Source organism: Saccharospirillum sp., assembly GCF_039982735.1.
Lineage (GTDB): Bacteria > Pseudomonadota > Gammaproteobacteria > Pseudomonadales > Natronospirillaceae > Saccharospirillum.
This window is the reverse complement of the sequence record NZ_JBDWXV010000019.1, coordinates 46,094-61,543: the sequence shown is the minus strand read 5'-3', so window position 1 is coordinate 61,543 and position 15,450 is coordinate 46,094. Positions and strand designations below refer to the sequence as shown.

12 protein-coding genes are annotated in these 15,450 nt (G+C 58.2%); 4 read left to right on the top strand and 8 right to left on the bottom strand.

Annotated elements, in window-relative coordinates:
• Positions 1 to 109 precede the first annotated feature (109 nt).
• Entirely contained in the window at positions 110 to 2,146 is a 2,037-nt protein-coding gene (locus ABJT94_RS16835; protein ID WP_348474734.1) for an NADH:flavin oxidoreductase, read from the top strand.
• Positions 2,147 to 2,191: 45 nt separating this feature from the next.
• Here ABJT94_RS16835 and ABJT94_RS16830 read toward each other — a convergent pair whose 3' ends face one another.
• From ABJT94_RS16830 to ABJT94_RS16810, 5 genes are all read right to left on the bottom strand, one after another.
• Positions 2,192 to 3,574 (bottom strand): L-serine ammonia-lyase, encoded by a 1,383-nt coding sequence (locus ABJT94_RS16830; RefSeq protein ID WP_348474733.1) that lies wholly within the window; start codon positions 3,572 to 3,574, stop codon positions 2,192 to 2,194.
• Positions 3,575 to 3,674: 100 nt separating this feature from the next.
• Positions 3,675 to 4,937: a serine hydroxymethyltransferase gene (glyA, locus tag ABJT94_RS16825; protein ID WP_348474732.1), complete on the bottom strand. Its 1,263-nt coding sequence runs from the start codon at positions 4,935 to 4,937 to the stop codon at positions 3,675 to 3,677.
• A 434-nt stretch (positions 4,938 to 5,371) separates the two neighbouring features.
• On the bottom strand, positions 5,372 to 5,662 hold the full coding sequence (locus ABJT94_RS16820) for a hypothetical protein (RefSeq protein WP_348474731.1): 291 nt from the start codon (positions 5,660 to 5,662) through the stop codon (positions 5,372 to 5,374).
• Positions 5,663 to 5,751: 89 nt separating this feature from the next.
• Entirely contained in the window at positions 5,752 to 8,223 is a 2,472-nt protein-coding gene (locus ABJT94_RS16815; RefSeq protein WP_348474730.1) for a DUF2309 domain-containing protein, read from the bottom strand.
• Positions 8,220 to 9,773, bottom strand: coding sequence for an NADH-quinone oxidoreductase subunit L (locus ABJT94_RS16810; RefSeq protein ID WP_348474729.1), 1,554 nt, complete (start codon positions 9,771 to 9,773; stop codon positions 8,220 to 8,222). The genes ABJT94_RS16815 and ABJT94_RS16810 overlap by 4 nt, the downstream gene beginning before the upstream one ends.
• Before the next feature lie 118 nt (positions 9,774 to 9,891).
• Here ABJT94_RS16810 and ABJT94_RS16805 point away from each other — a divergent pair, with 118 nt between their 5' ends.
• The 3 genes from ABJT94_RS16805 to ABJT94_RS16795 all read left to right on the top strand — a co-directional run bounded on the left by ABJT94_RS16805 (position 9,892) and on the right by ABJT94_RS16795 (position 12,106).
• Entirely contained in the window at positions 9,892 to 10,797 is a 906-nt protein-coding gene (locus ABJT94_RS16805; protein ID WP_348474728.1) for a LysR family transcriptional regulator, read from the top strand.
• Between the two features lie 137 nt (positions 10,798 to 10,934).
• A complete protein-coding gene (locus ABJT94_RS16800; protein WP_348474727.1) occupies positions 10,935 to 11,402 on the top strand; it encodes a nuclear transport factor 2 family protein in 468 nt (155 codons plus the stop codon).
• The gene (locus ABJT94_RS16795; protein WP_348474726.1) at positions 11,399 to 12,106 is read left to right on the top strand and encodes an alpha/beta hydrolase; all 708 of its coding nucleotides are present in this window, start codon (positions 11,399 to 11,401) and stop codon (positions 12,104 to 12,106) included. The genes ABJT94_RS16800 and ABJT94_RS16795 overlap by 4 nt, the downstream gene beginning before the upstream one ends.
• A 155-nt stretch (positions 12,107 to 12,261) precedes the next feature.
• Here the strand turns inward: ABJT94_RS16795 and ABJT94_RS16790 are convergent, their stop codons facing one another.
• From ABJT94_RS16790 to ABJT94_RS16780, 3 genes are all read right to left on the bottom strand, one after another.
• Positions 12,262 to 13,176 (bottom strand): RDD family protein, encoded by a 915-nt coding sequence (locus ABJT94_RS16790; protein ID WP_348474725.1) that lies wholly within the window; start codon positions 13,174 to 13,176, stop codon positions 12,262 to 12,264.
• A 382-nt stretch (positions 13,177 to 13,558) separates the two neighbouring features.
• The gene (locus tag ABJT94_RS16785) at positions 13,559 to 14,509 is read right to left on the bottom strand and encodes a Gfo/Idh/MocA family oxidoreductase (protein WP_348474724.1); all 951 of its coding nucleotides are present in this window, start codon (positions 14,507 to 14,509) and stop codon (positions 13,559 to 13,561) included.
• Positions 14,506 to 15,420 carry a DUF1932 domain-containing protein gene (locus tag ABJT94_RS16780; RefSeq protein WP_348474723.1) on the bottom strand — a complete coding sequence of 305 codons (915 nt, stop codon included), beginning with the start codon at positions 15,418 to 15,420 and terminating at the stop codon, positions 14,506 to 14,508. The genes ABJT94_RS16785 and ABJT94_RS16780 overlap by 4 nt, the downstream gene beginning before the upstream one ends.
• Between the last annotated feature and the right edge of the window lie 30 nt (positions 15,421 to 15,450).

Genomic DNA, 15,450 nt, shown 5'->3' with positions numbered 1-15,450 from the left:
ATTCAGTCGTCTGGCGTTACCTAATTGTACACCAATGTCATTTTAATTGACACAAGTGTACATGATCGATAGCGTGTTTAACCAGCCGGTATTCGACAGGAGACTGACCATGGCTCAAGACCCGTTGTTGCAACCCTTCCAGCTCAAGCATCTGACGATCAAAAACCGTTTGATGATGACCGCGCATGAACCGGCTTACCCGGTAGACGGCATGCCTACCGAGCTGTACCGGGCTTACCATGTTGAGCGCGCCAAAGCCGGTATCGGCCTGACCATGACCGCCGGTTCCGCCGCCGTGGCGAAAGACAGCCCGCCGGTGTTCAACAATATTTTGGCCTACAAAGATGAAGTCGTGCCCTGGCTGCGCGAACTGACTGACGCCTGCCACGAACAGGGCACCGCGGTAATGATTCAGCTGACCCATCTCGGCAGGCGCACCCGGTGGGACAAAGCCGACTGGCTGCCGGCTGTTTCCGCCTCCCACCATCGCGAAGCATCGCATCGCGCTTTTCCCAAGCAGGCTGAAGACTGGGACATTGATCGTCTGATTCGTGACTACGCCGACGCCGCAGAACGCATGCACGCCGCCGGGCTCGATGGCATTGAACTGCAGGCTTACGGGCATTTGATGGATCAGTTCTGGTCGCCACTGACGAATACCCTGGAAGCGCCTTACGGCGGCAGCCTGGATAACCGGTTACGGTTCACGTTTGATGTACTGCGAGCCATTCGCGAGCGGGTAGGGCCCGAGTTTATTGTGGGCGTGCGGTATACCGGCGACGAACAACTGCCCGGTGGTTTGAGCGCCGATGAGGGGCTGACTATTTCGCGGCGTATGAAAGACAGCGGCATGGTCGATTTTCTCAACGTAGTGCGTGGTCACATTGATACCGACCCCGGTCTGACCGACGTGATACCCGTTCAGGGCATGCCCAGCGCCCCGCATCTGGATTTTGCCGGCGAGATTAAACGCCAGGTCGACTTCCCTACCTTCCACGGCGCCAAGATTCAGGACGTGGGTACCGCACGCTATGCCATCGAATCCGGCAAGGTCGATATGATTGGCATGACCCGCGCGCACATGGCCGACCCGCACATTGTGAGAAAGATTGTGGCAGGGCGCGAGGAAGAAATACGCCCCTGCGTTGGTGCCAATTATTGTTTGGATCGAATCTATCAGGGCGGTGCCGCTTATTGCATTCACAACGCGGCCACCGGGCGTGAAACCACCATGCCGCACGATATCCCCAGGGCCGGGCAGAGGCGTCGCATTCTGGTCATCGGTGCCGGGCCGGGCGGATTGGAAGCGGCCCGGGTCGCCGCCGAACGCGGACATGAGGTGGTGGTCATGGAAGCCATGAGTCAGGCCGGAGGCCAGGTGCGGTTAGCCGCGCAAAGCGAACGCCGGCGCGAGATGATCGCCATCATCGACTGGCGGTTGGCGCAATGTGAAAAACTGGGCGTCGAGATCCGATACAACTGCTGGGCCGAGGCAGACGAGGTACGTCAGGAAAACCCGGATGTCGTGATTGTTGCCACCGGTGGATACCCGATTGAAGACAAACCCACAATGGGGCACGACCTGGTCGTCAACAGTTGGGATATTCTATCGGGTCACATCAAGCCCGGACTACGCGTTCTGCTGTTCGATGATGCGGGCGACCACCCGGCACTTCAGGCGGCGGAAATCATTGCCAGAACCGGTGCCGAGCTCGAGATCATGACACCGGATCGAACCTTTTCGGCCGAGATTATGGCCATGAATCTGGTGCCCTACATGAGAGCACTGCAGCGCCCTAACGTGACCTTTACACCGACCTATCGGTTGAGATCGGTAGAGCGTAATGGGAACAACCTGCTCGCCAGAATCACCAGCGACTACCTCGATCTGGACCACGAACGTCATGTCGATCAGGTTGTCGTTAATTACGGCATAACCCCCATGGCGGACATCTACTTCGATCTCAAGCCGCACGCCAGCAACGGCGGCGAAGTGAATTACGATGATCTGATTGTGGGCAAACCGCAAAACGTGGTGCGTAACGAAGACGGGCGTTTTCAATTGTTCCGCATTGGCGATGCGGTTGAATCACGCAATATTCATGCAGCCATATATGATGCGTTGCGGTTAACAAAAGACCTTTAAGGAGTCTCTGCACACATTCCTCTGGAGAAAATGTTCAGAGGCCCCCTAGCATTCGATCACATTCACCGCCAACCCACCGCGCGAGGTTTCCTTGTATTTGTCGAGCATGTCTCGCCCGGTGTCGCGCATGGTGCGTATTACCTTGTCGAGCGAGACGAAGTGTTCACCGTCGCCACGCAGGGCCATAACAGCGGCGTTAATGGCTTTAATGGCGCCAACGGCATTGCGTTCAATGCAGGGTACCTGAACCAGGCCCCCAATCGGGTCACAGGTCAGGCCGAGGTGATGTTCCATGCCAATTTCTGCGGCGTTTTCAACTTGCTCCGGCGTGCCACCGGTTACGGCTGCCAAACCTGCAGCAGCCATGGCGCAAGCCGAACCGACTTCACCCTGGCACCCCACTTCTGCACCGGAAATGGACGCGTTTTCCTTGAACAGAATGCCAATGGCAGCCGCGGTTAACAGGAAATCAACAACGCCTTCTTCGCTGGCATTGGGGCACCAGTTCCAGTAGTAATGGAGCACGGCCGGAATAATACCGGCGGCACCATTGGTAGGCGCAGTCACCATTCGGCCGCCGTTGGCGTTTTCTTCGTTCACGGCCAGCGCATAGAGGTTTACCCAGTCCATGGCGCTCAGTGATGGTGAGATCATATCCTGGCGATTAATGTCCATTAACGAAGCGTAGAGCTTTGCTGCCCGCCGCCTGACTTTGAGTCCGCCAGGTAAAATACCTTCGTTCTTTATGCCGTTCTGCACACACTCCTGCATTACCTGCCAGATGTGCAGAATGCCTTCGCGAATCTCGGTTTCACTGCGCCAGGCTTGTTCATTGGCCATCATCACACCGGCGATGCTCAACCCGCTGGCCTTGCACTGATTCAGCAAATCGACTCCGCTTTTGAACGGGTAGGGCAAGGGGGTTGTGTCTTCCACAATGCGGTCAGCCCCGGCGGCTTCCTCATCAACCACGAAGCCGCCCCCCACTGAATAATAGGTGCGCTGACGAATCGCTTCTCCATCGGCACCGAAGGCGGTAAACATCATGCCATTGGGATGGTAGGGCAACGATTCCTTGCGGTGATAGGTCAGGTCGGTCGCTTCAGCAAAGGCAATGGCGTGCTCCCCGTGCAAGCACAGTTCACCCTGGGTGCGAATGTCGTCGAGCCGGGGGTTGAGCATGGCGGGGTCTATGGAATCCGGTCGGTGACCTTCAAGCCCGAGCATGACAGCAGGCCCGGTGCCATGGCCTTTACCCGTCGCACCGAGCGACCCGTACAATTGAATATCCACGCGAGTGACGTCAGTGAGGCGCCCGGCTTTGCACAGGCCTTCAACAAACAGGTAGGCCGCTTGCATCGGCCCGACCGTGTGTGAACTGGACGGGCCAATGCCGATTTTCAACATATCAAACAGACTGATGGCCACAGGCAATGCTCTTTAAAGACAGTTTTAAGTGATGAGCTACGAGCTACGAGTAATTAGCTAACAGCTCGAAGCTCAAAGCTCGCAGCTAACAGCTTTCCCTTCACCCGTACGCCGGGAAATCCCGGCACAGCTGGGTAACCTGTTCTCGGGTTTCCGCAATGGCAGCACTGGCGTCGCCTTTTTGCAGAGCATCCAGAATATCGACGATCCAGCCGGCCAGCGCCCGGCACTCGGGCTCTTTCAAACCGCGTGTGGTAATAACCGGTGAACCAATGCGCAGCCCGGAGGTAACAAAGGGCGATTGCGGATCGTTCGGAACTGCATTTTTGTTGACGGTGATGTTCGCTTCGCCAAGCGCTGCGTCGGCTTCTTTGCCGGTTAGCCCCTGTTTGACCAGGCTAAGCAGGAACAGGTGGTTATCGGTACCACCGGAGACGACGTCGTAGCCGCGTTCGATAAAGACATCAGCCATGGCGCGGGCGTTGTGCACCACCTGTTGCTGGTAGCTCTGGAATTCCGGTTCGGCTGCTTCTTTGAAGGCGACGGCTTTGGCGGCGATGACGTGCATTAACGGGCCTCCCTGGCTGGCCGGGAACACGGCCGAATTGAATTTCTTTTCCAGGTCGGGCTGGCCCTTGCACAGGATCAAACCACCGCGCGGTCCGCGCAAGGTTTTGTGAGTCGTGGTGGTAACGACGTGAGCGTGCGGTACCGGGTTCGGGTAAACGCCTGCCGCAACCAGACCGGCGACATGAGCCATGTCGACCATTAAGTAGGCGCCGACAGCATCGGCAATTTCCCGAAAGCGTGCCCAGTCAACAACGCGTGAATAGGCAGAGAAACCCGCGACGATCATGCCGGGTTTGTGCTCCTTGGCCAGGGCTTCAACCTGCTCGTAGTCAATCTCGCCTGTCGTCTCGTTCAGGCCATATTGTACGGCGTGGTAAATCTTGCCAGAAAAGCTGACATGGGCGCCGTGTGTCAGGTGGCCGCCATGGGCCAGGCTCATGCCCAGGACGGTATCGCCCGGGTTCAGCAACGCCATGTACACCGCTGCGTTAGCCTGGGAGCCCGAGTGTGGTTGCACGTTGGCGTAGTCAGCGCCGAACAGGGCGCTGGCGCGATCAATCGCCAGTTGTTCTACCCGGTCGACGTGTTCACAGCCACCGTAGTAACGCTTGCCCGGGTAACCTTCGGCGTACTTGTTGGTCAGGCAGGAACCCTGGGCTTCCATCACCAGTGGGCTGGTGTAGTTTTCGGAGGCGATCAGCTCCAGGTGGTCTTCCTGGCGCGTGGTTTCGTCCTGCATGGCCGCCCAGAGGGTTTCGTCGTAGTTGGACAATGTTTTGTTTTTGCTGAACATGGCTGCGATTCCCGGGTTATGACACCAGACCTGACCTGCCAGGCAAGGGTGAATGAAACAAGCAAGGGGATGGTAAGCCGGTTGAGACTGACCGATCTGCTCGGTCACGACATGAGAGCGAGGATTTGCGACAGTCGGGGTTTCATCTGAAACGAGGGTCGGCGTTCCAATCGGACTTCCGGACTCAGCCAGCAATCGGCATTGTGATGGCGTTGCCAGGGCGACGGTATTCTTCGGCCAGTGAATTTGACGCTAACCGGTGGCACTGTAGTTACGATGGTTGGCTGAGATGCCCCCGAATTGCTCGCAGATCAAAGCTGGGATCTGCGGTGTACACGCTGAAGAGGGTGAATACCCGCAGATGCAGCCAATGCGATGTATGTCCAAACTGATGGATGAGCTGGCCAAGTGCAACGCGATAAAGTGCCCGGGTGTCACTCCGACACCGGGCTAATCTCGATCGTGCACCGAATGGCCAGGCGCTCAGCGGAGTCACCCGCTGCATCAATCAGGTCGGCCAGGTCGGCCTTGGTTTGTTTTAACTCGCGGATGCGACGGGCACCGGGTTCGTCGGTCTTTCCGAACCGTTCTTTTTTACTCCAGCCATCCCGTTCGTGGAACTGAATTTTGTGTTCGATCAGCGCCATTAAAATGGAGCGGGCGTCGTCGGATGAAAAGACGCCGTTGATGAGTTGATGCTGGGATGATGGCGTGTGTTTGTTCATGCTGTTCTCCTGAATCTGTCACCCGTTTGTTAAAGCCAGGGAGCCGCTGAACAACTCCCCCAGGGCTCTGCGCGTGTGTCGCGTTTACGTCAGAGGCGTGTTTTGTGTGAAGGCCACGCGTGCCACTGGCCCTGGTAGTAGCGCTCTGCCTGATGCCCGTCGAGGCGCACCAGGTACAGCCATTGGTTCCCGATCAACTGGCGCACGAGCTCGTGTTTCGCGATCACGTCGTCGATAGCACGGCGCGATGCTTCAATCACAACCGTCAGTCGCAGTGGCGTGTGCTGCCATTGCTCACCGTTGTGCACCGATTGCAGCGGCAGTCCGATTCTCAGGTCTCCGCCGTTACCCTCGAAGACACCCAGTCGTCCACCCACCACATTATGCAGGGTTTTGTTGCCGCTACCGAAGCGGTGGTTGTCGACGGTCGAGCCGAAGTATTGCAGGTTGATCCAGTTGGCGACCACCATGGGCGCGGTCATGATCTGTTCCAGCAAGGCCCCTTCAGGGTCTTTGCGCTGGTCATAATCGTGAAGGAAGCAGCGGCCACCGAGGTCGAGCTCCCGGGTTCGGGCTCTGGGTGCGGCAATGAAGGCCGCGTTGTTGGCGAGCCCCCATTCCGGGCGAGTTTGAGCCCAGTCGTTGGCGCGTTCACGCAGGGCTTTGGCGAGTGCTTTGGGGCGATCTTGCAGGGCGGTTAAGCCGATGCTCGCTGCGCGTTCCCGTGAGGCTCCGGCCTGGGCACCCTGCAATAGCGCTTGCAGTGATGCCAGGTCGCTAGCGTGACTGTCCGGCAGGCTTTGCAGGCCAAACAGCTCGACTTCGTCGGTCGTGGTGTTGTGCAGTCCCGCTAAGAACCAGGTGCTGTCAGGAATGTCGATGCCCAGATCGCGAACCCCTAAACGTACCTCAGGGTCGTTGAGCAAACCGGCCAGCGCGCGTGCGTTAACGTCGCCGCGCTGACCACAGCAGGCCCCGCAATCGAGCCCGGCGCGGTGCGGGTTGTTTTGGGTCTGGCTGCCGTGGCCTGCCAGCAGAACCAGGCGGGCCAGGTGGCCGGTGAGCCCCATGGCGGTCAGAATCTGATGCGCCAGCGTTGCCTGTTGTTCAACGCCTCCGGCTGCCTGGGCATTTAGAATGGGGCCAAGAGCCGAGGCCGCCTGCTTGTTCAGTCCGGTGCTGTTATCGGAGGCCAGGGCATCGGTGCCCGGCAGTGTCCGTTTGACCAGTTTGGCCAGATACCCGAGCCCAAGCGATTCGACCAGTACGAAGGCCGACAGCGGCAACGACTGAAAAGTGCGCCAACCTTTTACACCCTGCAAGTTGGATTGGCGCTGTTGGCTGATGGTCTCGTCACGCGCAGCATCACCACTGCTGTCAGTGACGGTGAGCGCCGGGCTGAGCAACCCCGGTATCTGCGGGCGGCTGGTCTCGGTGCCCAGCGGCTGATACTGAACGGGCAACCCGAAAAAGCCCGCAAACCCCAGCGTCTGAACGCGAGGTGACTGGGCTTCGAGGTGCCGCCGAAACACTTCGGAACGCACATCAATGCAGAAGGCTGCCTGAACTTCCGGGAGAGGTGTGTCCGCTGCGTTGGCTGATGCCGCCAGCCGGTTGATCAGGCTCTGCTGGTAACTGATTTCCTGAGCCCGCTGCCAGATCAGCAGCGGTTGATCGGGCCCGGTGTCGGTACTTTGATAATGTTCCCGCCAGTCCGATTGCCACAGTGACCAAACAGATCCGCTATGGCGCTTACCATCATCGATCAGGCATTCCCAGCTCAGTCGAATGGCGAGCAGATCGACCAGGGTCATATCATCGCTGCCGGCCAGCCGTGCCTGCCAGCGCAAGTAGGCGCACCAGGCGGCCCAGCCGCTAATGCGCATCAGCACGGCCTGAAGGTAGGCGGGTACCTCGCTCGCCGGAAGCTCCAGCTGAGCCAGGGCCAGGCGGATTTGCTGGCGTGGGTCATCCGCCAGGCGGGCCGCCTTGGCGGGGATCGCAGGGGCTTTCATCAGCAATGCGACGCTGTGATCGTGCTTAAGGACGGTGCGCCAGCTGGCATACAATGGCTGGGATTGATCGGGCCGCCAGTCTGCCTGGTCGGTGTCAAAATAAGCTGCACAGAACTGGGCAATCTGGTGGGTGATGGTGTCGCACCAGGCCGGTTCGTGCTGAAGATCCCGCTGCCCGTCGAGGCTGTCGGACAACAGCGGAGCGGCGGTCATGACTGAATCGCTTTCGTCTAGCATCCGGATCAACTGTTCTGTACTCAGCGTTGACGATGCCTCCTGCCGGGCCTGCTCAAGGGCCTGAGGTGTGATCTCACCCGAGGCCCGGGCGGCGCGATACCAGGAAGCCGGCATCGCCATGGGCGAACCCGCGCTCTGTGCCAGCAAGGTTGCCACCTCTGTAAAGTGCTGGTTCACATAGCCCCAATAGGGGTTTACCGCGATCATCCTGTCCAGTGGCCAGGTGGGTGCTATGCGCTCGACGGCGGCATCGATGGCCGCGTCCAGTGCCTCATCATCAGTCAAAGCTGCAGTGGCTGACAGACTCATAACAGTTCTCCAGGTTGTGACGAGAATCGATTGACCCGTGTTTGTGCCTGAGTGGGGCTCAGCGTCGCTGGCCATACCCGAAAGGTGACCCGGGTAAAGGTTTCATCCAGGTAAAAACCGTTGTAGGCCCAGGGGTAAAGCCGGGTCGACAAGCGACCCTGTGGATTGCGCCGCAGCCAGAACTGGGCGATGTAGAGGCCCAGGAAACACAGCGAAACCCAGGCGGTGAGTGCAACGGAGACGGTTTCAACTGGCGGTACCACAGACCCGAACAGCCAGTGCCAGAGCAAGTACAGCTGCGTCAACGCGACGACCTGACCAAGGCCGCGTACCAGCAGAGCAGTGCTGCGGCCCTGTTCAAACCAGAGCAACGGGGCCAACCCGAACGCCAGGATTAGGATCGTCACCAGCGGTAGGGTCAGTGTGGGTTGAAACAGATGCCAGACCCAAGCCGACGCCGCAATCAACGCGCCAGTGACCAGCGCCGAGGTCAGGTACCAGTAAGGCGAGGCCGGAACCGTCCGGGCACCGGTGAAATCACGGTGACGGGCTTCTTCCACGGTATTGCCGGCACTCAGGAAGGCATGGGCTTTGTACAGCGAGTGGGCAACGAGGTGAAGCAGGGCGAGCTCGTAGAGACCGAGACCGATTTCCAGCAACATGAAACCCATCTGCGCGCAAGTAGACCAGGCCAGCCGGACCTTGATGCTGATGCGTGTCATCATCACCAGACTCGCCAGTACCGCCGTGGTGCTACCGGCAATGACCAGCACGATTTGTGCAGCCGGTGCCAGGGAGATCAGCTCGGCCAGACGGATCAGAACAAAGCCGCCAATGTTGACCACACCGGCATGCAGCAGGGCCGAAACCGGAGTGGGCGCTTCCATGACCTGAATCAGCCAGCCATGAAGAGGCAACTGGGCAGTTTTGAGAATGGCGGCCAGTGCGATCAGAACAGCGGCCACATGCAGACCGGCGGGCAAAGACTCCCGGGTGCCAAGGTAACTGGCCAGTGCATCAAGCGAGAGGGTGCCAGTCGCCTGGTAAACCAGAAACAGGGCGATGGCCAGACAGAGTTCAGCGCAGCGGCTGATCAGGAATTTCTTGTGGGCAACAATTTGCGCTGCCTTGCGCTCCGGGTAATGGGTGAGCAGGTAGTGCAGGCCTACGCTGGTACCGGACCAGGCGAGCACAATCACCAGAAGATGGCGGCTCAGTAGCAACACCCCGACCGAGGCCAGGGTGAACAGCATGGCACCGATAAAGCGGCTTTGGCGTGCATCGCCAGTCAGATATCGGGATGAAAACTGGATGATCACCCACCCCAGCAACGACACCAGCATGGCTCCGAGAAGCCCCAGAGTGTCAGCATCGAGGGTGGAAAAGTGCGCACCGGCGGTGGCAGCAATGACGGAGAGCAAGGCTACCAGCAGGCCAGCCAGACCCGCCGCGCGGGCGATGGCCCAGTGCTGGCGGGGTTGGGCGACGATCAGCAGCCAGCCAGTCGTATACACAAATGGTAATAGCCAGCCGCTGGTAAGAATGTGCATCGGTCATCTCCTGGATTGTGCGTTCAACATGGGTCAGTTCGTCTATCCTGCCCTGTCCTGATTGTTTTTAAAAATATATGATTAAGAAGATACTGTTCTCTTTTATGGAACTATACGAATGAGAAACCTGAATTTTCACCACCTGCATTACTTTTGGGTCGTTGCCAAAGAGGGCCATCTAACCCGGGCCGCTCAGCAGCTGCACGTCTCCCAATCGGCTTTGTCGTCCCAGATAAGGCAGCTCCAGGAACAACTCGGGCGTGACCTGTTTGTGCGTGAGGGGCGGGCATTGCGACTGACCGAATTCGGACAGGTGGTGCTGAAATACGCCGAGAGTATTTTTAATCTGGGAAATGAACTGCTGTCGCTGACCGAGAGCGGCGAATTGCAGCGGCTGCAACAACTTCGCATCGGGTCGGTGGCGACGCTGTCGCGGAATTTTCAGGAGAACTTTTTGCGGCCGGTCATTGGCGAGGCCGAAGTTAAGTTATTGATGCGGTCTGCGAGTCTCGAAGAGCTGCTTGAACTGCTGAGCATTCACAAGCTCGACTTGATTCTCTCTAACCGGGCCGTCGCGGCTGATTCGTCAACCTCATGGCGCTGTCAGCAAATTGCCGAGCAGAGCGTGTGCATCGTGGGGCCGCCCGGCGATGCGGCTAAAGCGTTTCGGTTCCCGGACGACCTGGTGAACGCCAAGCTCCTGTTGCCGGGGCCAAGCAGCGACATTCGTAGCCAGTTTGATGTTCTGCTGAGTCAGCTGGGCATTGAAATCGACCCGTTCGCCGAAGTCGACGACATGGCGATGCTGCGTCTGCTGGCTCGTGACTCGGGTGGTTTGGCGTTGGTACCCAAAGTGGTGGTACAAGATGAACTTGAAAGCGGCCGGCTGGAAACCTACTGGGTGCTCGACACCATCGTCGAACGGTTTTATGCGATTACCGCCAAGCGACACTTTGAGCTGGTGCCCCTAAAAATCCTGCTGGAAAAATCGCAGGCAGGGTTCCAACCGCTCAGTTCCGGTTAGGCGTTTCTTCTGACCGGGGTACCTGCACCCGTAAGGTGGGTGACCCGGTCAGATGTGGTCACCGTTGGGCGGAGCGCCCATGTTGATCAAACCGGAAAGACCCAATACCATGAGAACCCGAATCCGGAGTTAATGGTATGACAACCGATGCAACAGCGCTGACTGCGTTGCTGGCAGAACACGCCATTCACCGTCTGGTACTCGATGCCCAGCACGCACTCGATACCAAAGCGTTCGACGAATTCGTGCAGCTGTTTGTGCCGGAAGGTCGACTCTTCCGGCCGACCACCCCCGAGCCGTTGGTCGGTCGCGAGGCGATTTTGCAGGCCTATCTGAACAACCCGCCCAACCGGCTGAACCGGCATCTGGTGACCAATCAGCGCGTCACCCTGTTGTCCGATACTGAAGCCCACGCTCTAGCCTATGTGATGCTGTATTCAAGTGATGCCGGCGAGCGGGAATCTGACGTATTCGGTGCACCGGTTCACCGCAGTCTCGTTGGCGAGTACCATGACCACTGTGTGTTAACCGACGATGGCTGGCGCTTGCAGGAGCGCCGGGCTCTGTTTGTACTGAACCAACCGATAGCGAGTCAGCAACCATGAAACCGACATTACTGTTATTGCCTGGGCTGATGTGTGATCACACCGTCTATGAGCACCAGATCAACGCACTGAGCGAGGCCTGGCATTGTATTGTTGTAGACTATGAAGACGATGACAGCCTGGTCGCCATGGCCCGACGCGCACTCGACAACGCACCTGAGTCTTTCGCCATGGCCGGCCACTCAATGGGCGGGCGCGTTGCGCTGGAAGTGATGCGCCTGGCCCCGGAAAAAGTGCAACGCCTGGCTCTGCTCGATACGGGATATGCGTCCCTGGCCGACGGCGAAGCGGGGGAAAAAGAAGTGACTGGCCGGATGGCCCGGGTGAAAACCGCCCATGAGCAGGGCGTGGCGGCTATGGCCCGCGACTGGGTTACCGGTATGGTCCACCCGGACCGGCTGAATGATACGGCGTTGATCAGCGCCATTGTTGCCATGTTCGAGCGCAAGACACCGGCGATTTTTGAAGCCCAGATCAACGCGTTGATCGAACGCCCTGATGCCTCGTCGGTGCTGTCGAACATCGATTGCCCGACGACGTTCATCGTCGGCCGCCAGGATGCCTGGAGCACGCCGGAACAGCACCAGGCGATGGCCGATAAGGTTCGACACAGTCGACTGGAAATCATCGAAGACGCTGGCCATATGAGTACCATGGAACAGCCCCAAGCGATGAATGAAGCGTTCTGGCAGTGGTTGAGCTGATCGCTTTTAGCTGCGAGCTTTGAGTGAAAGACTGAAAATCTGTTGCAAGCCGTCTGCCAGACAGTAAACACTGAATACTCTCAGCTCTCAGCTCTCAGCTCTCAGCTCTCAGCTCTCAGCTCTCAGCTCTCAGCTCTCAGCTCTCAGCTCTCAGCTCACTCTTCCTGCCCATTAAACCGGTGCATCCTGCTATCCCAGCTGCTGAAGATTCCCAGATCATACCCGTAGGTGAGGTTGATTATCAGCGGCCCCTGGGTGCGAATGCGATCGTTCCCTTGCAGTAGCTGACGGGCAATGTCAGCCGCCAGATCTTCATCCTCTACCCGGTTCTCGGTGAGCATAATCTGAGCGCTGGTGAATCGATTTTCGACGTCATCCCGCTGCGAATCTACCCGGGCTATCTGCACATGGTTTGCGATGTCGAGCTGCAGCAATTGGGCCGCACTGCGGTCAAGGTCGGGCTGTGGCTCGGCAATGTTTGACTGTTGCACGGCCGCCGGCAACGCCAGCGACAGAACCAGAACAAACCCCACCGTTACCGAATGACCGAGCCAGATAGACTCGGGCCGTTGCGGGTCGCTTTCCACGTTCGCCACGAAGGTCTTGCAGATCCAGTCGTGCGGGCCCTGGCGGGTGCGGCGGTTGAACACCATCAAATAAGCGGTTGATACCAGGCCGCCAAACAGCACCAGTGACACCGGGTAAATCCAGAAACTGTGCAACAGCGCACCGGGTAATCCGGAACCTTGCACAAAAAATGGCGTGATCAGAATCAGGCTGCGCAGCAGCGAGACATCGAGCTTGATGCTCTCGTTATGCAGATTCACGACGCGAATGGCAAGCAGCCGCTTGCCTATGGTCTGGCCGTTATTCAGCTCGCCGTTCAGAATGCCGAAATAGAGCAGTGCAATCGCAAAGCCAATGGCGCGGGCCCAGACAGACAGCTCAACAAAATAGGACTCGAATACCCAGCCCAGCACAAATCCGACCGATACCAGCACAGCGGCATCAATGATCAGGGCGCCTACACGGCGGTACAGGCTACTCAGCCAATCGGGGGACGCTAACATGCACTCTCAACCTGAAACCAAAAACAGGGGGTATCATACCTGATTTGGAGAGATAGGCAGGAATGGCTGATTAACTAAAGGAATATTGGAAGAGCACTGCATCGCTGTAGACTAGCGAGGGGAGGTAGGGCTGCTCATGCGGGGGTATCTGAGGCATGGACTAAAATGCCGGGAGCGTTTTAGCACGAGCGCAGCGAGCCCGTAGGGTGAATCCCATGGAAGGGATTCATACCCCGAAGCTAAGCCTACATGGAAGTATTCACGGCGCCCCCGCAGGAGCAGCCCTACCTTCCATCGCGGGTTCAGGCGATGGGGGTAACAAATCCGGTGGGTGACCCTGCCTTTCAGGGTCAGCCACCGAGTAGCAGGACCTGGCTGGCATTTACTCGGCTTCGAGCAATTGCTCCAGAGTGTTGAGGGATTCCATCGCCGGCAGGCACTGGGCCACGCTGGCATTAGGCTCCCGGCCTTCCTGGATAGCCGCGAAGAACTCGCGATCCTGCAGTTCGATGCCGTTGTTGGATACCGCAACGCCACTCAGATCAACCGGGTTTTCATTGCCGTCGACCAGATCGTCGTAGCGGGCAATGTAAGTGCCGTTGTCACAGATGTAGCGGAAGAAGGTGCCGAACGGGCCTTCGTTGTTGAACGACAGCGACAGCGTACAGATCGCGCCATTGGGTACTTTCATGCCGATGCTCATGTCCATCGCGATGCCCAGTGTCGGATGAATTGGACCCTGCAGTGCTTGCAGTTTACTGGCACGCTCACCGACCTGATACTGGAACAGGTCGACGGTGTGGCAGGCGTGGTGCCACAGTAAGTGATCGGTCCAGCTGCGCTCCTGGCCCAGCGCATTCTTGTTGCTGCGACGGAAGAAGTAGGTTTGCACATCCATCTGCTGAACTTTGAGCTCACCTTTCTGGATTTTATCGTGAATCCACTGGTGGCTGGGGTTGAAGCGACGGGTGTGACCGGCCATGGCGACCAGGCCAGTTTCTTTCTGAACCTTAACCAGTTCGCGAGCGTCGTCGATGTTATCGGCCATCGGAATTTCAACCATCACATGCTTACCGGCTTTCAGACAGGCAATGGCCTGGCTGGCATGCACCTGGGTCGGGGTGGCCAGAATTACCGCATCCAGTTCTGGCTGGGCAAGGGCGTCGTCCAGCTCAGTGAATGAATGGGGGATATTGTTGTCTTTGGCGAAAGCCGCCATCTTTTCAGCGTCGTGACCGACAACAGAATGGACTTCAATGCCGTCGATGTTGCGCACGGCGTCGAGGTGCTTCATGCCAAAGGCGCCAGCCGCGCCTGCGATACAAATCTTCATGATTGAACCTCCTTCATGGGAGTGAGTTTAAAGGTCTTGATCATGGCATCGGTGGTGCCGGCGTAGTCGGCCGGGTCGGCAACGATGCCCGAGTGTCCCAGGCGCTCCTGCCAGCGAACGGTGCTCGCCGACAAGGGTTCTTCAAGGCCCAGGTGGTTCAGAAAATGGCACACCTCTTCCATCTCGGAGGCGCGGCGAATACCGTGTTGGGTCATGCGCTCCAGGTTATAACCGGCGCGTTTTTCCCAGTTGAAACCGGGGTGGGAATGTTCCAGTGAGGCCAGTACCTGAGTGTCAACACCGGCCAGTCGGCCAGCCAGAACACATTCGGCAAACAAGGCCTCCATTCCCTTGACCATAATGCTGCGCACCATTTTGACGGACGAAGCCGTGCCGACAGGCCCCGCTTCAATGGTCGCGTTCATGGCTAACGCATCGAGTACGGCTTTGGCGTCTTCTACATGGGCGCCGCTCAACAGCAACGGAGTTCGATTCTTGCCCGGGTTGACCGGGGCCATTACCGCGACATCAACATAACGACCACCGGCAGCGTCAATGACGCTGGCCGAAGCCTGCTTGGTTTGTGGCGCACAGGAATTGCAGTCGAGAAACAGAGCGCCTTTTTTCATCAGCGGTGCGGTGGCTTCAGCCACGGCAAATGCCTGATCGGCCGTCACCACCGACATCACAATGTCGGCCTCACTGACCGCTGCTCCCAGGCTGGCACACACCGGTACATCCAATGCGTTGCAGCGGGCCTGCATGGCCTCGTGCGCGGCTGTACCCGGCGACTCTGTCAGGCTATCGTAACTGTAAACCGAACTGACCGGGCCGTGATCCATACCGCTCCAGAACGCTTCGGCGGCTTCGCCGAAACCGATAAAACAAAGCTTGAGATCGGTCGTGTTCATGGTTTTCTCCCTCGGCTGCCCGGTTAACAA